Below are 17,860 nucleotides of genomic sequence, written 5' to 3' on the forward strand. Positions count from 1 at the left end.
GCCGGGGCCTGTCGCCGCTGCCCCGGCGTCGATCCTCGCCCCGGCGTCGATCCTCGCCCCGGGGTCGGTCCGGGTCCCGGGTGCTGGCAGGATGGAACCATGCGTATTCTGATCGCCCCGGACAAGTTCAAAGGCTCCCTCACGGCCGCCGAAGCCGCCGCCGCCATCGCCGAGGGGGCCTTGCGCGTCTATCCTGACGCCGAGGCCATCCAGTTTCCGGTGGCCGACGGCGGCGAAGGAACGCTTGAGGCGGCCGTCGCCGCGGGGTATGAGGAGCGCCTGAACGCGGTTGTCGGCCCCATCCTGGCGCCGGTCGGCGCAGCCTGGGCGATCCGGAAGGACGCCTTCGGCGGGGCCACCGCCGTAATTGAAACCGCGCAGGCCTCCGGTTTGGCGCACATGGATCCCACCCCGGCCAACGCCCTGCGGGCGCACAGCTACGGCTGCGGCCAGCTGATCGCGGCCGCCCTCGACGCCGGCGCGACGGAGATCGTGCTGGGCCTGGGCGGCTCGGCAATGAGCGACGGCGGCAGCGGCGCCCTGCGCGCGTTGGGCCTCAAGCCGCTCGACGCCGCAGGCAACGTGGTCCCGCTCGGTGGTGGCTCGCTCGCTGAGGTGGCCCAGCTCGACGCCAGCGGCCTCGATCCGCGGCTCAGCGCCGTGACCTTCCGGATCGCCGTCGACGTGCAGAACCCGCTCGTCGGCAGCGACGGCGCAGCCCACGTGTTCGGCCCGCAGAAAGGCGCCGACGAGGACGCCGTCGAGCTGCTCGACGCCGGACTCCGCAACTGGGCCTCGGTGCTGCGCCAGGCCACCGGACGGGACGTCAATGTTCCCGGCGCCGGAGCGGCCGGCGGTTTCCCCGCCGCCTTCCTGGCCTTCAGCGGTGCAGCCCTGGAAGGCGGCTTCGAACTCGTCGCCGGGCTCACCGGACTCGCCAGCAAACTCGCGCAGGCAGACCTCGTGATCACCGGTGAGGGCTCGCTGGATTCCCAGTCGCTCACCGGCAAGGCGCCGATTGCGCTTGCGCACGCCGCCCAAAGCCTCGGAATCCCGGTGATTGTGGTCGCGGGACGGATCCTGGTCACCCCGGAGGACCTCGCCGAGCACGGTGTGGTGGCCGCGGCGCAACTGCTGGACGTTGCCGGAAGCCCGGACGACGCCGTCGCAAACGCCGCGAAGTACCTCGCCTGGGCGACCAGCAAGGTGCTCGAGGGGGCCTGAGAGCTCAGGCGCCAGTCTCATAGTGCGGCTCCGCGACCGGCTTGGATTCGGGGGAGCCCCTCTCCCTCAGATACACCGAAGCGCCGACCAGGACGGCGACTGCCAGGAACTCGCTTTGCCAGTTCTGGAACGACTCAAACCAGAAGCGGCTCGTGGCGAGGTACCCGAGGACGGTCACCGGCGGCTGTCCGTGGCTTTGCTGTTCGGAACTGTATTCCTCGCTCCCGCCGATGGCGTGGAGTGTCATCGACGCCACGAACAGCAGCAGGAACATGATCGACAGCGAATGTTCATAGAGCTTGAGGACCCAGCCGCCGCGCCTCACGGGCCAGGGGGTGGCCGCCTTCAGGGCCGCGTCCCGGGGATCCTCATCCTGCGGAGCGGCCCGGTCCATGGGCTTGGACTCCGAGGATCCTTTCTGGAAAAGGAACACCGTCAGGATGACGTACATGCCCATCTGCAGGAACTCGGACTCCCAGTTCTCAAATGTCGCCTCGAGGAAGGACCCCGTGCCGAGGTACTGCAGGGCTGTCACGGCCGGCTCGCCGTGGGCCAATTGGTCCTCGCTGTAGGCGGCGGCGCCGCTGAAGACCATGCCGCCGAAGAACAGAAGGAACAGGCCGATGTTGGCCAGCATGAGTCCGTGGTCCTTGACCCACCCGCTGTCCTTTCGCGGCTGGGTGCTGCGTTGTTTGCTTGCGGCGTTCGTCATGTTTACGTCCTTTCCGCGGCCTGCCGGCGGAGCCGGCTCGGCACGTAAACGAGCAGGATGAGCAGCACTGCCAGCAGCATGGCCCCGGCAGTCAATCCCGCCGTCCGGCCCGCCGCGACGTCGAAGACCAGCGCGGAGGTCCCGACGCTGAGGAGTCCGATGCCCGCCAAGGCAGCCTTTGCGATCCTGTCCGCACTGGCCACGAGGGCCGCCCTGAGGTGCAAGCGGAACAGTCGGCGGTGCACGCTGACCGGGAGCAGGATCAGTGCTGTGGTGAGGGCGGCCAGCGCCACGTTAGCGAGGTAGAGGGTGACCTGGAAGTCGTCCAGCGATTCGAACCTCGACTGGAACGGCAGGGTCAGCAGGAAGCCCGCCAGGATCTGCACCCCGGTCTGCAGCACCCGCAGTTCCTGCAGCAGTTCCATCCAGTTGCGGTCCAGTTTTTCGATGGCGGTCTCGTTCCGCTGGTCCGTCGAGGGCTCCTGCGGAGCGGACTCTGGCTCAAGCTTGGACACTGGTCGCCTCCGGGTGAATGCGGGTCGAACTTCGGGGGAAGGTAACACTCAACCTAGACTTGAGTGTTCGGAAATTCAAGACAGTACTAAGGTTGCTGATGAAATTCCGGGTAGGGTGGAACTGTTTACTTCATGGGGACAGCTTCGGAGGCCCGCGTCAGTTCCGGGGCCGGGAAGCAGCCCTTGGAAAACCGACACATTGGGTAGGTGGACTATGAGTGATTCAAACAAGCAGCAGGACCAGCCGCGCGACCCCCGGGACGGTTACTACTCCGGGTCCTTTCCGGAGCAGGTCCAGGAACAACCGGGCCTGACCGCGCCCATGGACCCCCAGCCGGACCATGGCGAGGAGAGCTACGAAGGCAGCGGGGCCCTCGAAGGCAAGGCTGCGCTGATTACGGGCGGAGACTCCGGGATCGGCAAGGCGGTGGCCATCGCTTTCGCCCGGGAGGGGGCCGACGTCGCCATCTCCTACCTGCCGGAAGAGGAAGCCGACGCGCAGGACACAGCCGCCTGGATCCGCAAAACCGGCCGCAAGGCGCTGCTGATCGCCGGCGATGGCCGCAGTGAGGATTTCGCCACCAAAATCGTGGCCGACACGCTCGCCGAGTTCGGCCGCCTGGACGTCGTGGTGCTCAATGCCGCCTACCAGAAGAACCGCGACAGCTTCGAGTCCCTCCCGACTGAGGAGTTCGACCGCGTCTTCAAGACCAACCTTTACTCACTGCTCTGGACCGCACGGGCCGCCGTGCCGCATCTGAGGGCGGGCGCGTCCATCATCACCACCGCGTCGATCCAGGCGTTCCACCCCTCGCCCCAGCTCATCGACTACGCCATGACCAAAGCGGCGCAGGTCGCTTTCACCAAGGCCTTGGCACAGGAGCTCGGCCCGAAGGGAATCCGTGTCAACGCTGTGGCTCCCGGCCCCATCTGGACGCCCCTGATCCCGGCGACCGAGTGGCCGGAGAAGCTGCCGTCCTTCGGCCAGGACACCCCGTTGCAGCGCGCGGGTCAACCGGCGGAACTCGCGCCGGCCTACGTGCTGCTGGCCTCCGATCACGGCTCGTACATCTCCGGTGCCGTGGTTCCCGTTACGGGGGGCAAGGGCCTCTGAGCCCTGCACAGCATTTTCCGACAGATCCACGAATTCACCAGATCCACGAATCCGCACAGTTCAAGACTCCAGAACGGGAGGGAACGGTATGTCCCAAGAGAAACAGCAGGATCCGATCGAAGAGGCTGGCGGCTACGGGACGCCGACGGCGGAGCAGGAGCTCCCCGGCGGCGACACTAAGAAGTTTGCCCAGCCCCGCGAAGAGGAAGCATTCGACGCAGCTGGCCTCAGCCAGGACAGCCCGGACGGGGAAACTTACCCTGCGGGCGCCCCGGACCTGAGCCAGTTCGGCGCCGAGGACCAGGACAGTGCAGGAGAACCCGGAGCAGGACGCTTCGGAGGAACGGAGGAACAAATGAGTTCAGAAAACGCGAGCACAACCCCCGGATACGACTCAGACGCGTCGGAGAATTCCGAGGTGGCCATGCCTTCCTCGGAGGCGGAGATGGACGAGTCCAACACTGAAGAGCCCGACGCCGGGCGGCCGTTCTCCTCGGAGCCCGGCCAGGACGCGGCCGGCCTGCCCGACGGATCGGGAACGGATCTGCCCGAGGACAGGGCCCCCAAGGACCGCGACGGCGACGATGAGGAAGCCTTCGACGCCGGCTAACAGCCGCCGTCCCAAGAGCGAAGGCCGAACAACAAGAGGCGAAGGCCGGGATCCCCGCACCCTGTGGGTGTTGGGGTCCCGCCTTCGCCTTGCGATTGGCTGGCGCGGGCGTCCAGCTGGTGCCTGCGTGTCACCAACCTGCGTTCACCGCGCTGGATCGGCCCGCAACTTGGCCGGTCAGGCGCCGGGTCAGGAGGCTTTCCGGAGGGGGTCGTTGAGGGTCTCTGGCCAGTTCGGGGCTGCCGTGTCCGCGGTGGGGGACGGCTGCCCGGCCGTGGACAGGTACCAGTCGGGGAAGGGGTCCGCGGGCAGTTCCTGTTCCTGTTCTGGATTCGGGCCGGGGTCCGGGGGCAGGCCCGTGTCGAAGTCCAGGTCCGGATCCACGCCCGGTGGCGGGTCCATGCCCATGAGTGCGTCCAGGTCCATGCCCGTGGCCGTGCCTGTGTCTGATTCTGATCCCGAATCCGGCCAGTCGTCCGGCCAGTGGGGTGGTTCCCAGTCCTGCTGTTCGCTGGGGTAGTTTCGCCCAGAGGGGGAGGTCCAGCCGGGCGGGGCGGTTTTGCTGGCCCCGGCCGGTGTCCAGGCTGAGTTGTGTTTGAGCTTGTGGTGTTTGCGGCAGGGCTGTCCGAGGTTGGTGATCCCGGTGGTGCCTCCGTCGGCCCAGGCCAGGAGGTGGTCCGCTTCGTTGTCCAGGGAGTGGTTGTTGCACCCCGGGAACGGGCATCTACCGTCACGGAGCATCAGCCAGTGCCGCTGGGCTTTGGTGAGGCGGTAGCTGGTGCGGCCGATTTCCAGCGGCGCCCCGTCGCGGGGGTCGATCAGGACCCGGTGGAAGGACCCGGCGCCGTCGGTGATCAGGCGGCGGGCCATCGAGGGCGGGATCGGCCCGTATCCGTCCAGCATCGCCGGTTCCTGTCCGGCGCCGAGCAGGGACAGGACCGGGACGGTGATCAGGACCTGCGCCCGCGGCGACGGCACACCCCCGCCCACCGCATCTCCGCACACCGCACCCTCCCCACCAGCGCCGGTGGTGCCATTGTTACTGGTGGCGCCGGTGGTGAGGAGCCAGGTGGCGGCGATGTCGGCGCGGAGCTGGGTGAGGGTGCGTTCCTCGTCCGGGCCCTGCAGGGCGCGGGCGGCGGCGGTGGTCCGTTCCCAGATCCCAGCGGCGGTATCGGCCGGAAGGTAGGCGGAGAACCAGGCCATCCCGTCAGTGTCCGGGCGGAACTCGACCCGCCGGTCCGCGGCGCACCTGGCATGGCGCTGTTCGATGCTCTCCCGGTGGTGGCGTTCACGCCACGTGCGGGCCTTGGCCCGGAACCTGCCCGGGACCAGCTCCCCGGCCGGGCACCCCCGGGCCGGGTTCGGGGCGGCCGGGTCCAGGAAGTGCGCCTCCAGCGCCGCCGCCCCGGCCGGGTCCAGGCTGGTCGTTTCGTCCACCATGATCCGGGCGTGCGCCCAGGAAATCGTGCCCGCCGTCAGCGCCGCGAGGGTCAGCGGCAACGTCTTCGTCAGCGCCAGGCAGTCGCCCAGGAACGCCCCCGCGGTCTGCTCGCTCACCGTCAGGGCACACGCGATCTCCGCCGTCACCGCCATCTCCTGGCCCATGTTGTCGTGCAGCGCCACCGCCGGTGGCGCCAGAGCGTCGGCGGCCTGCAGATAGGTCGCTGCCAGCCGCACCTTCAACGCAGCGGCGCGCGCCTCCCACCGCGCCATGACGGTCAGGCCATCCAGGCAATCACCCGCCAAATCCCGCAACGGATCCTCCCACAACGGATCGACCCCTGACGAACCCGTCAGAACAGCACCTGACGGACCAGTCTGAACAGCACCCGGCGGACCCGTCTGATCAGCACCCGGCGGACCAGCCGGATCAGCGTCAGCGCCGGCCGCGGGGACGGAATCCAGCGCCGCGGTCCACGCCGCGACAGCCGCCAGCGCCGCCCTGCCCTCCGCACACCAGTCCGTGCATTCCATGAACCCAGAATCTCAGATGGCATCGACATTTTTACGAAACCAGCCGCAGTGCAGCGGAACAGGCGCCGGCACCGGCCGACGACCCGGAAGATGGCATGGGATCAAGGGGCGGGCAGAGGGTCGCCGAACCCTAGCGACGCTTCTTCGGCGCGCGCTTCACAGCGGCCGTGGCGGCGGCCACGGGCCCTTCCGTTTCCGGCTCGGCAACTGTGCCGCGGGCCTTGGCGATCGCCTTCATGCCGTGGTAGATCACCAGGGCCGCCGCGGAGCCGAGGGCGATGCCGGTGAACTTCAGGTCGCCGATGGTCCACGTGTAGTCGGCGATGCCAACGATCAGCGCCACGGCTGCCGTGGTCAGGTTGATCGGGTTCGAGAAGTTCACCTTGTTCTGCACCCAGATCTTGACGCCCAGGACACCGATCATGCCGTAGAGCATAGTCGCGGCGCCGCCCAGCACGCCGGCCGGGACGGTGGCGATCATCTCGCCGAACTTCGGGGAGAAGCTCAGAACCACGGCGAAGACACCGGCCACCCAGTAGGCCGCCGTCGAATAGACCTTCGTGGCGGCCATAACGCCGATGTTTTCCGCGTAGGTTGTGGTTCCGGAGCCGCCGCCCATGCCGGCAAGCACGGTGGCGGCGCCGTCGGCCATCAGTGCGCGCCCGGAGACGCCGTCGAGGTTCTGCCCGGTCATGGCGGCGACGGATTTCACGTGGCCGATGTTCTCGGCCACCAGCACCAGCACCACCGGCACGAACAGGCCCACGACGCCGAGGTGGAATTCGGGGGCCTGGAAGAACGGCAGTCCCACCCAAGCGGCGGAGTCCACCTTGGAGAAGTCCACTTCACCGCGGATCATGGCGACGACGTAGCCAAGTACGACGCCGACGAGGATGCTCAGCCGGCCCAGAATGCCGCGGAAGAAGACGCTGACGATGATGATCGTGGCCAGGGTGATGAGGGCCGTGACCGGGGCTGCGTCGAAGTTGTTCTTCGCTGCGGGCGCGAGGTTGAGGCCGATCAGTCCCACGATGGCGCCCGTTACGATGGGCGGCATCAGGCGGTTGATCCAGCCAGCGTCGAACTTCTGCACCACCGCACCGATGATGGCCAGCCCGACGCCGGCCAGCACCACGCCGCCGAGCGCGCCGGCGACGCCGTACTGCTGCTGCGAGGCCATGATCGGCGCGATGAAGGCGAAGCTCGAGCCGAGGTAGCTCGGCACCTGGCCCTTGGTGATGACCAGGAAGAGCAGCGTGCCGATGCCGGAGAAGAACAGCGTGGTGGCCGGCGGCATGCCCGTGATGATCGGGACCAGGAAGGTCGCGCCGAACATGGCGACAACGTGCTGCATCCCGACGCCAATGGTCAGCGGCCAGGCAAGGCGCTCATCGGGCTTCACGACCTCGCCCGGGCGGATGGACTTGCCGTTGCCGTGGAGCTTCCATTTGGTACCGAGCATGCTCATTGCCGGGGCCTTTCAGAGAATGTGTGGCGGAGCGGGAAGGAATCTTCCGGAGCAACTTTACCGCGCCGGTGTTTCCGGCATGCTTCACTGGCGGCGCCGCTGTGCCGGACGTCACGGGGCGATTCGGGAAGCGTAAGGCAAAGGTTGAAGTTGCAACTATGGACAGTAAGCAGTGGCCGCCGCCCCGGCGGGCACGCTGAGCGAAAGGTACCCCCATGACTATCGCCCACGACGAAGCAGTAATCGACGCCTCCGCAGTGGACGCCATCTTTGCCGAGGCCCGAACCGCCAACACCTTCACCGGCGAGGTCACCGAAGAGCAGGCCCGGGCCATCTACGAACTCACCAAGTTCGGCCCCACCGCGTTCAACTCGCAGCCGCTGCGCGTGACCTACGTGCGGTCCGCGGAAGCCCGCGATGCCCTGGTCGAAACCCTCGCGAACGGCAACCGAGCCAAAACCGCCACCGCACCGCTCGTCGCCGTCCTCAGCTACGACACTTCCTGGCAGGAGCAGTGGGACAACTTCCTGCCCGGGTACAACGCACCCAAGGCCATGTACGACGCCGCCCCGGACCTCGCCGCCGCGACCGGCAACAACAACGCCCACCTTCAGGCGGGCTACTTTATCCTCGCCGTGCGGTCCCTCGGCCTCGCCGCCGGGCCGATGACGGGCGCTGACTTTACCGCGATTGATGCGGCCTTCTTCCCCGACGGCGACCAGAAGAGCTTCCTCGTGGTCAACATCGGCCAGCCCGCTGCCGGCGCCTGGGGTGAAGCGAAGCCGAAGTTCGCTTACGAGGACGTTGTACGCACCGTCTGACGGAAAGGCGGAGGTGCCTTCGGGGCTGACCCGGGGGCTTTCGGCACTGAGTTGACGCGGAGGTGCCTCCGGCACCATGGGGGACAGGCCGGAGGCACTCGGGACGCTATTCTGCGGGTGAGCGCAAGGCCGCATCCGGGGCCATTTCCCAGTCTAGTCCGCCTCGATGCTTCCCCACAGGGCACCCGGGGCCGGTGGCAGGTCACATCGGAGGTAGAGGTCACATATTTGGCCGCGGGGGTGCAATACTAGGGTCACCTGCGGCGCGGAGTCGACGCGAATCGGGCTATTGCGAGCGGACCGGGGGGCCACTACATGATGCTTGACACCGCAACCCTGCGTGTGGCCCTTGCGGTGGTCGATCTAACCCTGCTGCTGCTCTTCTACTTCATCACTTATCGCCGGACGCGTTCGTCGTACAGCGGCTGGTGGTGTCTGGCTTTGCTGTTGTTCCTGGCCGGCAATGCCGCCTACCTGATGGACGGGACGCCCCACCAGGCGTGGGCCAACCCGCTCGGGAACGTGCTTCTCGTGGCGGGCGCGGCCAGCATCTGGGCGGGGGCGCGGTCCCTGCGGACCGCGGCTCCCGACATCTGGTACCTCTCGGCCGCCCCTGCCATCACAGCCGTTGCGTCGGCGCTGGACCAGCCGGCCATCAACGTGTGGTCCGGTGCGCCCGCCTACCTGGGGTTCATGGGCCTGCTGATCGGCCTCGGCTGCCGGGAACTGCTCCTGCTGGAACGGCATTTTTCCCGCGTGCACCTCACCTTGGCCGCGGGTTCCGGCATCCTGGCCGCGTTCTATCTCGGCCGCTTGGCAGTCTTTCTGGCGGAAGGACGTGACGGCCCGGTGTTCCAGTCCGTCTTCGGCTCGGTGACGACGACGCTCTTTTCGGCCGTGATCCTGGTCGTGGCGTCCTTGACGATGGCCGAGCTGAGCTACGAGCAGCAGACCCGCGACCTCCGGGCGCGCGCGACCGTTGACGGGCTGACCGGGCTGCTGAACCGCACGGCATTCCTGGACCTCGCCGAGGACGAGCTGCGCCGCCTCAACCGGGGCAGGACCACTGCGTCCCTTATCCTGGCGGATCTGGACCATTTCAAGGCCATCAACGACGAGTTTGGCCACTCGGCCGGCGACACCGCTCTGCAGGCCTTCGCGGAGGCGTGCACGGCCACGGTCCGATCCACCGACCTCGTGGGCCGCTATGGCGGGGAGGAATTCATCATGCTCCTGCCGGGAGTGACGGCGCAAACGGCGGGGGAGATCGCCGCCGACATCAGCACCCGGCTGCACGCCTCATCCTCGCCGGTGATCCCGCGCCTGCCCACCTCCAGCTACGGGATCGCGTCGACCGCGCCCGGCCGCGTGGATCTGGACGCGTTGATCGCCTCCGCGGACGCCGCTCTCTACCGCGCCAAGACCTTGGGCAGGGACCGTTCGGTGCTCGCCGTCGGCATCGAGGAAGAGCCGGCCTGAACGAGGCGGCCTCTTAACGGGTCGCCTGCCGGGCCGCCCAGGGGCTGCGGCCCGGCAGGCGGCTAGGAAATGACTCCGTCCACCAGCGCCTTTGCCTCGGCCTGGACCTGCTTGAGGTGCTCGGCTCCCTTGAAGGACTCGGCGTAGATCTTGTAGACGTCCTCGGTGCCCGAGGGGCGGGCCGCGAACCAGGCGTTCTCGGTGACAACCTTGAGGCCGCCGATCGCCGCCCCGTTGCCGGGCGCTTCGGTCAGCTTGGCAAGGATGGTTTCACCGGCAAGTTCGGTCGCGGTGACGTCCGCCGACGAGAGCTTCGCCAGGGCCGCCTTCTGCTCCCGGGTGGCGGCGGCGTCGATCCGGGCGTAGACCGGGTCCCCGAACTGGTCCGTGAGGCCCTTATAGAGCTGCGAGGGTGACTTGCCGGTGACCGCCGTGATCTCCGACGCCAGCAAGGCCAGCAGGATCCCGTCCTTATCGGTGGTCCAGACGCTGCCGTCCTTCTTGTTGAAGGAAGCGCCGGCGGATTCCTCGCCGCCGAAGGCGCCCTCGCCGGAGAGCAACCCGGGGACGAACCACTTGAAGCCCACGGGCACTTCGACGAGTTTGCGTCCCAGGCTTTGGGCGACGCGGTCGATAATCGAGGAGGACACGAGGGTCTTGCCGATCACGGACTGCGGGTTCCAACCGGTCCGGTGGCGGTAGAGGTAGTCGATCGCGACGGCGAGGTAGTGGTTCGGGTTCATCAGCCCGCCCTGCCCATCGACAAACGGTGTCACGATGCCGTGCCGGTCGGCGTCGGCGTCATTGCCGGTGGCGATGTCGAAGCTGGCACCTTCTGACATCCGGTTGATCAGCGAGGCCATCGCCGCCGGCGACGAGCAGTCCATCCGGATCTTCTCGTCCCAGTCGAGGGTCATGAATGCCCACTGCGGGTCGACGGTGGGATTGACCACCGTGAGGTTGAGGTGGTGGCGTTCGCCAATCTCGCCCCAGTAATCTACCGACGCGCCGCCCATCGGGTCCGCGCCGATCCGAACGCCGGCCTCGCGGATCGCATTGAGATCCAGGACGGAGGGGAGGTCGTCAACGTAGCTGCTGAGGAAATCGAACTTGCCCGTGGTGCCGGCGTTCAGGGCCTCGGCGATGGGAACCCGCTTAACACCGCGCAGGCCGTTTTCCAGCAGTTCGTTGGCGCGGTTGGCGATCCACCCGGTGGCGTCCGAGTCAGCCGGCCCGCCGTGCGGGGGGTTGTACTTGAAACCGCCGTCGCCGGGCGGGTTGTGGCTGGGGGTCACGACGATGCCGTCCGCCTGCGGAGCCCCGGCGGGGGAGTTGTTGTTGTGCGTCAGGATGGCGTGGCTCAGCGACGGAGTGGGGGTGTAGCCGTGGCGGGCGTCGATCAGCACGTTGACGCCGTTGGCTGCGAGGACTTCCAGCGCGGAATTTTGCGCCGGTTCGCTCAGGGCATGGGTGTCTTTGGCGAGATACAGCGGGCCTGTGATTCCCTGGCCGGCCCGGTACTCCACGATCGCCTGGGTGATGGCCAGGATGTGGGGTTCGTTGAAGGAGGCCTTCAGGCTTGAGCCCCGGTGCCCGGAGGTCCCGAAGGCCACCCGTTGGCCTGGGTCGCCCAGATCCGGGGAAACGTCATAGTACGCATCCAGGAGCGCAGTGAGATCAACAAGGTCTTGGGGTTGGGCAACAGTGCCCGCGCGGCTAGCCATGGCACCAGCATGCCAGACCGGGGTGGAAGGCAACATGATTACGGCCCCTATGACGCTGAAATACCCTGCCCAGCACAACGGGACGGCGGTAGGCTGAATCCAGAGACGTCCATGAGGGGGAAAACCATGACTGACCAGCCGAAACCGGAGAAAGACGGGACACCGGAGGGCTACCGGCCGCCGTCGTACATTCCTGCGCAGGAATCCGACGTTCCCTCGCCTCAGACCCCGCCCGCGACCGTGAAGTTCGATCAGCCGGGCTATGGCCAGCAGCCGTACGGAACCCCGGGACAGTCCGGCGGGCACGACGGGCAGCCGGCACCGGACTACAACCAGCCCACGGATCCGTATGGCACGCCTTATGGCGCGGCGCCGCAGCAGCCGTTCGGGCAGCAGCCCTACGGGCAACAGTCCTCCGGTCAGCAGTACGGTGCGCCGGTACAGTATGGCCAGCCTGGCAGCCCGTTCAACGCCTACGGCCAACCGTCCTATTACGGTATGCCTGAACCCAAGGGCCTGAGCATCGCGAGCATGATCTGCGGCATCGCGGCCTTTGTGGGGCTGGGCTTTTTCCTCCTGCCGCAGTTCGCGGCGGTCATCCTCGGGCACATGGCACTCAAGCGCGAGCCGTCGGGCAGGGGCATGGCGATAGCCGGCCTGGTGCTGGGTTACGCGGGGATCGCGCTGACCGTCCTGGCAATCGTGATCATCGCGCTGGGGTTGGCCATCGGCACCTCCGGCCGCATGTACTACGGGGCCTAGGCCCAGCCGTCAGCCGGTAAGGGCCGCAACCAGCCGCCCGGCGTTGTCCTCGAGCCACGTGCCGCGGCGTCGGATCATCCCGCCCACCCCTTCGTCCCACATCCGCGCCCACCCGCCGCCGAGAGTGCGTGCGTTGTGCTGCATCCGCTCGTGGCTCAGCGCCGTAGCCTCAATCCCGAATGCGGGCAGCCGCCGTCGTTCCTCTTCGTTCCAGCCGTAGGCGTCGGCGAAGATCCGGAGCCGCCGGAACGGATCCGTAGCCTCCCAGCCCGGCCACGCGTCGGCAGGATCCCGCAGGGGCGCCCAGTGCATCGCGGTGTTGAAGGAATCCTTGAAGGCCGTCGTGGGACCGGCCAGGTCGAAGTCCACCAGACCGGCGGCGCGGCCGTCCCGGACCACGACGTTTTGCGGGGTGACGTCCAGGTGGCAGACAAGTTCGGCCGGATCCTGCCGGACCGGGCGGGGCGGGAACGGGTGGGCGTCCGGCACAAACGCGGCCGAGGCCGCATGCAGCCGGCGCAGCAGCTGCGCCACGGAAACCAGGAGCTCCTCGGACTGGACCCAGGCCTCCGGGACGGGCCCGGCGCACTGTCCGGGCAGGAAAGTCAGCACGTCCCTGCCCTCCGCGTCCCGGCCGAGGAACCGCGGGGACCCGTCGAAACCGGCATCTTCCAGCCAGTCGAGGTACGCGGCGACGGCCAGGGACTGCGGCTGGTGCGGGCGGCGGACGGTTCCGCCGGCCCGCAGCACACCTGCGGTGACATCGCCCACCGGCATAAGTTCGACGTCGGACCCCTCGCCTGCGGCGGGGACGTGGACGCGGGACTCAAGCGGTGCGCGGTGCCTGGAGCTCATCGCGAGGCTACCCGGCGTCGAACATGATGACCTGGCGCACCGCTTTCCCGTCGGCGAGCTGGTCCATGGCCTGGTTGATGTCGGCCAGGCCGATGCGCGCCGAGATCAGCTCCTCGACCGGCAGTTTTCCTTCACGCCAGAGCTGGGCGTACTTGGGAATGTCCCGGGCCGGCACCGCGGAGCCAAGGTAGCTGCCGACGATTGTCCGGGCCTCGGCGGTGATGGTCAGCGGCGAGATCTGGGCACGGGCGTCCGGGTGCGGCAGGCCGGCGGTGATCGTGGTGCCGCCCACCGCGGTCGCGGCGAAGGCGGTTTCGAAGGCGCGAGGGTTCCCGGCGCATTCGATCACGTACCTGGCCTTGACGCCTTCCTCCAGGACCTGCTGCGGGGTGTACGTTTCATGGGCGCCCAGCCGTCGGGCGTGGTCAAGTTTTTCATCCAGCGTGTCCACGGCAATGATCCGCGAAACTCCCTGGGAGATCGCCGTGATCAGCGCGGCCATGCCGACGCCGCCGAGCCCCACGATCATGATGCTGTCCTGCGGCCCGGGCCGGGCCGCGTTCAGCACGGCGCCGCCGCCGGTCAGCACGGCGCAGCCGAGGACGGCCGCGATGTCCGCCGGGATGTCATCGTCGACCGGCACGGCCGAGGCGCGGTCCACCACCGCATGGGTGGCGAAGCCGGAGACACCCAGGTGGTGGAAGATCTTCTCGCCGTCGCGGTCCAGATGCATCGATCCGTGCAGCAGGGTGCCCTCACCGTTGCTCTTCGACCCCGCGGTGCAGGGGAGCCGTCCATCCTCGGCGCAGTTCGCGCACTTTTCGCAGCGAGGCAGGAAGGACATCACAACGCGCTGGCCCGGCAACAGGTCGTTCACCTCGGAGCCGACCTCGACGACGCGTCCGGCAGCCTCATGCCCCAGCAGCATCGGCACGGGGCGCACCCGGTTGCCGTCCACAACACTCAGGTCCGAGTGGCAGATACCGGCGGCCTCGATCCGCACCAGGATCTCGGTGGGTCCTGGGCCCGCCAGCTCCAGCTCGGAGATGCTGATGGGCTTGGAGTCCGCGAACGGGCGGGGGCGGCCGATTTCCTCAAGTACTGCACCGGTGATCTTCATTGATCCCTCTCGTGTGGGAAGTTTCCAGACTGGACATGTCCTGATCTTGCTCCGCTAAACCGTATCCCCGCGGGCCCGGGAAATCACCACCATCCGGCGGGTCGTGGGGCTAATACCCCAGCTGCACGGAGAGCTGCAGCAGCAGCGCCTCGGAACCCATCGGCCCGATCAGCTGGATGCCCATCGGCAGTCCGGCACCCTTGGCGCCGCCGGTCCAGTGCACCGGAATGCTGATCGCGGGCAGCCCGCACACGTTCACCATGGACGACCAGGGAGCGTACTCGCACTGCTTGCGGTAGTCGCCGTCGGCATCTCCCGTCCATTCGGCCGCCGGCCAGTAGCCGTCGCCGTGGGCTGCCCCGGTGAACCAGCCCACCGGGCGGGGCGTCTGAGCCAGCGCCGGCATCAGGATCAGGTCCCAGGCGGCGTACTGGGCGATGGTGTCCCGCCGGAAAAGCCGCAGGAATCCCAGCGCCTCGGCGAGCTGGGCCGGTCCGCGCTGCTGCGCGCGGCGCCGGAACGTCCGGGTCAGCGGGGTCAGGAGCGCCTCGCGCTGGGGAACGATCCGGGCATCCCCGACGGCGGCGGTCCAGGCTGTGGTGAACGCCGCCGGGTAGCGGTTGTCGTAGCGGAGGGAGGCCTCCGAGGTTTCGTGTCCGGCTGCCTCCAGCCGCCGGATGCCTTCGGCGAGGGCGTCGAGGGCCTCAGGGTCCGGGGTGAACGGGAAGATCGTCTGCCACGGGCTGTCCAGGCTCACGCCGATCCGCAGCCTGGGCGGGTCCTGCGAGGCGAGCTCAACGTAGCTGGGAGCGGGAATCCCGGCGTGACCTGACCCGGCCGGGCCGGGCACCAGCGCATCGAGCAGCAGCGCCGCGTCCCCCGCGGTGCGGGCCATCGGGCCGGAGGCGACCAGGCCGGCGGGGTCGCCGGTGCTTTCACCCGCGGGGGCCAGGCCGCGGCCGGGTTTCAGCCCCACGAGCCCGCAGGCGGCGGCGGGGATGCGGACCGAACCGCCGCCGTCGGAGCCGGGGGCAAAGGGAACCAGCCCGGCGGCCACGGCCGCGGCGCTGCCGCCGGAGGAGCCTCCCGAGCTGCGGCTGAGGGCGTGCGGGTTTCGCGAGGGCGGCGCGATCCGGTTCTCGCTGTACGCAGTGAGGCCGAACTCGGGAACCTGGGTTTTGCCCAGCGAGAGCACGCCCGCGCTTTTGAGCGTCGCGACGATGGCACTGTCAGCCAGGGCCGGCTTGTGGTCCAGGGCGGCGCTGCCATGGGTGGTCACGACCCCGGCGACGTCCGTCAGGTCTTTGAAGGCCACGGGCATGCCGTGCAGCAGCGCCAGCCCGGTGCCGTCCCGGACCGCTCGGGTGTGGGCCTCGTCCGCGGCGGCCGCGTCCTGCATGGCCTGTTCCGCGGTGACGGTGATGAAGGCGCCGAGGTGCCGGTTTTCAGCGGCGATGCGGTCCAGGAAATGCCGGGTGGTCTGCCGCGCGGACAGCTCCCCGGAGCGCAGCGTGTTGCGCAGCTCCACCGCCGAGAGCTCATGGATTTCAGCCAAGGTAGCGCGGCCCAGGTTCCCCGGCCGTCCGCTCCGCGGGACATGTCCAGTGGTGGCGCGGGCGGGTGAACATGGTGGGAATGTGCCCAGTACTCGTGCCCGGGGGAGGGCATGTCCGGCGGGGGGAGGTGCGGGGAGTTGCCTGAATCGTGGGCCGGTCAGCTGCCGTGGATCTCCATTGCGCCATGCCAGAAGCGTAACCTGCGACGGCCAGGGGTGTGGCGCAGGCGGCTGGCGATACGCTGGAGGCAGACCATGCATTCTGCGGAAGGGACGACCATGAGCGACTTTGACACCGTAACCGTGTCCGACATTCCTGACGGGGCCAAAATCCTCGACGTCCGCGAGGACTATGAGTGGGACGCGGGCCACGCTGCCGGAGCGCTGCATATCCCTTTGGACCAGCTCCCGGCCCGGCTTGAGGAACTCGATCCGGACGAGGACCTCTACGTCATTTGCCGCACCGGGGGCCGGTCCTTCCGTGCCGCCCAGTGGCTCTCCGGACAGGGGTATTCTGCCCTGAACGTGGCCGGCGGCATGGACCAGTGGCTGGAAACCGGAATGCCGCTGGTGTCCGAAAACGGACTCAAGCCCGTCATCTTGTAGTTGAAGAAAGAAGCACCGATGCCCGCATCACCCCTCACGTACACCTTCCTCGGACCCGCGGGCACCTTCACCGAGGCGGCCCTGATGCAGGTTCCCGATGCGGCGGAGGCCATCCGTATTCCGTCGTCCAACGTCAACACGGCGCTGGACAAGGTCCGTGACGGCTCGGCGGACGCGGCCATGGTGCCGATTGAAAACTCCGTGGAGGGCGGCGTCACGGCCACCCTGGATGCGATCGCCACGGGACAGGAACTGCGGATCCTGCGCGAAGCCCTGGTGCCGATCAGCTTTGTGCTGGTGGCCCGGCCCGGGACCCGGATCGAGGACATCCGCCGGATCTCCACCCACGGCCACGCCTGGGCGCAGTGCCGGCTCTGGGCCGACAATAATATTCCGAATGCAGAATATATTCCCGGCTCGTCCACGGCCGCCGCGGCCATGGGGCTGCTGGAGGGCGACGTCCACTACGACGCAGCCATCTGCGCCCCGATTGTGGCCACGGAGCAGCCGGGGCTCACCGTCCTGGCGGAGAATATCGGGGACAATCCCGGCGCGGTCACACGGTTTGTGCTCGTCGGCCGGCCGGGCGTACTGCCGGAGCCCACCGGCGCGGACAAGACCACCGTGGTGGTTCCGCTTCCGGAAGACCGCCCCGGCGCCCTGATGGAGATCCTGGACCAGTTCGCCACCCGCGGCGTGAACCTCAGCCGGATCGAGTCGCGGCCCACCGGCCAGTACCTGGGCCATTACTTCTTCAGCATTGACGCCGACGGCCACGTGGCCGATGCGCGCATGGCGGACGCGCTGGCCGGCCTGCACCGGATCAGCCCGGCCACCCGCTTCCTGGGTTCCTACGGCCGGGCCGACGGGCACCGGACCATCGTGGAGCCGCACACCTCGGACCAGGCATTCCGCGCGGCACATGCCTGGGTCAAAGACATACTGTCGGGGGCATCTGTGGTGCCGGAATATTTGCACAAGGCTTCGCCCACAGCGTAGACAAATGCCACTTCCGGCACTTCCGCCCCTATGAAACTGTGCGTATGCTTGCCTGATCCATATTGGGGAAGTCCTCTACCGAGGGAGCAGGTCATGGCAGATACCAGCCTTGAAAATGACGGCCAGGGAATGATTGTGAATCCCAAACCGACCGCTGAAAACCAGGACTGGGACGGCGACGACGCCGACCGTGCAGACCGGCTGCGCTTCGAAGAGGAGCAGGCAATGATCCGCGAGCAGTCCGAGGCCCGCGCCGCCAAGGCCGCGGCGGAAGCGAAAAAGTCCGCGGATGCGGACAAGGAATCCTCCAAGAAGTAAC

At 68.1% G+C, this 17,860-nt stretch carries 17 protein-coding genes; 9 read left to right on the forward strand and 8 right to left on the reverse strand.

What is annotated here, in order from left to right:
• The first annotated feature begins 99 nt into the window (after positions 1–99).
• Entirely contained in the window at positions 100–1,224 is a 1,125-nt protein-coding gene (locus tag ASPU41_RS06710; RefSeq protein WP_069950263.1) for a glycerate kinase, read from the forward strand.
• A 4-nt stretch (positions 1,225–1,228) separates the two neighbouring features.
• Here the strand turns inward: ASPU41_RS06710 and ASPU41_RS06715 are convergent, their stop codons facing one another.
• Together ASPU41_RS06715 and ASPU41_RS06720 are read right to left on the reverse strand one after the other, a co-directional pair.
• On the reverse strand, positions 1,229–1,936 hold the full coding sequence (locus ASPU41_RS06715; RefSeq protein WP_069950264.1) for a DUF6766 family protein: 708 nt from the start codon (positions 1,934–1,936) through the stop codon (positions 1,229–1,231).
• 2 nt (positions 1,937–1,938) lie between these two features.
• Positions 1,939–2,451 carry a DUF6328 family protein gene (locus ASPU41_RS06720; RefSeq protein ID WP_069950265.1) on the reverse strand — a complete coding sequence of 171 codons (513 nt, stop codon included), beginning with the start codon at positions 2,449–2,451 and terminating at the stop codon, positions 1,939–1,941.
• 214 nt (positions 2,452–2,665) lie between these two features.
• Between ASPU41_RS06720 and ASPU41_RS06725 the strand changes: the two genes are divergently transcribed.
• On the forward strand, positions 2,666–3,565 hold the full coding sequence (locus ASPU41_RS06725; RefSeq protein ID WP_069950266.1) for an SDR family oxidoreductase: 900 nt from the start codon (positions 2,666–2,668) through the stop codon (positions 3,563–3,565).
• A gap of 88 nt (positions 3,566–3,653) precedes the next feature.
• A complete protein-coding gene (locus tag ASPU41_RS06730; protein WP_069950267.1) occupies positions 3,654–4,175 on the forward strand; it encodes a hypothetical protein in 522 nt (173 codons plus the stop codon).
• Between the two features lie 189 nt (positions 4,176–4,364).
• Here ASPU41_RS06730 and ASPU41_RS06735 read toward each other — a convergent pair whose 3' ends face one another.
• Positions 4,365–6,152, reverse strand: a complete 1,788-nt coding sequence (locus ASPU41_RS06735) for an HNH endonuclease signature motif containing protein (protein ID WP_083266398.1) — start codon at positions 6,150–6,152, stop codon at positions 4,365–4,367.
• Positions 6,153–6,282: 130 nt separating this feature from the next.
• Entirely contained in the window at positions 6,283–7,620 is a 1,338-nt protein-coding gene (locus tag ASPU41_RS06740; protein ID WP_069950269.1) for a uracil-xanthine permease family protein, read from the reverse strand.
• Positions 7,621–7,835: 215 nt separating this feature from the next.
• Between ASPU41_RS06740 and ASPU41_RS06745 the strand changes: the two genes are divergently transcribed.
• Both ASPU41_RS06745 and ASPU41_RS06750 read left to right on the forward strand, forming a co-directional pair.
• On the forward strand, positions 7,836–8,441 hold the full coding sequence (locus ASPU41_RS06745; RefSeq protein ID WP_069950270.1) for a malonic semialdehyde reductase: 606 nt from the start codon (positions 7,836–7,838) through the stop codon (positions 8,439–8,441).
• 315 nt (positions 8,442–8,756) lie between these two features.
• On the forward strand, positions 8,757–9,920 hold the full coding sequence (locus ASPU41_RS06750) for a GGDEF domain-containing protein (protein WP_069950271.1): 1,164 nt from the start codon (positions 8,757–8,759) through the stop codon (positions 9,918–9,920).
• 62 nt (positions 9,921–9,982) lie between these two features.
• On the opposite strand, the gene pgm is transcribed toward ASPU41_RS06750, so the two are convergent.
• The gene (gene pgm / locus ASPU41_RS06755) at positions 9,983–11,644 is read right to left on the reverse strand and encodes a phosphoglucomutase (alpha-D-glucose-1,6-bisphosphate-dependent) (RefSeq protein ID WP_069950272.1); all 1,662 of its coding nucleotides are present in this window, start codon (positions 11,642–11,644) and stop codon (positions 9,983–9,985) included.
• Positions 11,645–11,770: 126 nt separating this feature from the next.
• On the opposite strand from pgm, the gene ASPU41_RS06760 reads away from it, so the two are divergent.
• Positions 11,771–12,406, forward strand: coding sequence for a DUF4190 domain-containing protein (locus ASPU41_RS06760; RefSeq protein WP_069950273.1), 636 nt, complete (start codon positions 11,771–11,773; stop codon positions 12,404–12,406).
• A 9-nt stretch (positions 12,407–12,415) separates the two neighbouring features.
• Here the strand turns inward: ASPU41_RS06760 and ASPU41_RS06765 are convergent, their stop codons facing one another.
• From ASPU41_RS06765 to ASPU41_RS06775, 3 genes are all read right to left on the reverse strand, one after another.
• Positions 12,416–13,261, reverse strand: a complete 846-nt coding sequence (locus ASPU41_RS06765; RefSeq protein ID WP_069950274.1) for a phosphotransferase — start codon at positions 13,259–13,261, stop codon at positions 12,416–12,418.
• Between the two features lie 7 nt (positions 13,262–13,268).
• Complete coding sequence (locus tag ASPU41_RS06770; RefSeq protein ID WP_069950275.1) at positions 13,269–14,381, reverse strand: alcohol dehydrogenase catalytic domain-containing protein; 1,113 nt, start codon at positions 14,379–14,381, stop codon at positions 13,269–13,271.
• A 109-nt stretch (positions 14,382–14,490) separates the two neighbouring features.
• Complete coding sequence (locus ASPU41_RS06775; RefSeq protein WP_069950276.1) at positions 14,491–15,936, reverse strand: amidase; 1,446 nt, start codon at positions 15,934–15,936, stop codon at positions 14,491–14,493.
• A gap of 279 nt (positions 15,937–16,215) precedes the next feature.
• Here ASPU41_RS06775 and ASPU41_RS06780 point away from each other — a divergent pair, with 279 nt between their 5' ends.
• The 3 genes from ASPU41_RS06780 (at position 16,216) to ASPU41_RS06790 (ending at position 17,859) form a co-directional block, all read left to right on the forward strand.
• Complete coding sequence (locus ASPU41_RS06780) at positions 16,216–16,542, forward strand: rhodanese-like domain-containing protein (RefSeq protein ID WP_069950277.1); 327 nt, start codon at positions 16,216–16,218, stop codon at positions 16,540–16,542.
• Positions 16,543–16,560: 18 nt separating this feature from the next.
• Entirely contained in the window at positions 16,561–17,541 is a 981-nt protein-coding gene (pheA, locus tag ASPU41_RS06785) for a prephenate dehydratase (RefSeq protein ID WP_069950278.1), read from the forward strand.
• Between the two features lie 93 nt (positions 17,542–17,634).
• Entirely contained in the window at positions 17,635–17,859 is a 225-nt protein-coding gene (locus ASPU41_RS06790) for a hypothetical protein (protein ID WP_069950279.1), read from the forward strand.
• Position 17,860: the final 1 nt, after the last annotated feature.

It is taken from the genome of Arthrobacter sp. U41, from assembly GCF_001750145.1.
Taxonomy (GTDB): domain Bacteria; phylum Actinomycetota; class Actinomycetes; order Actinomycetales; family Micrococcaceae; genus Arthrobacter.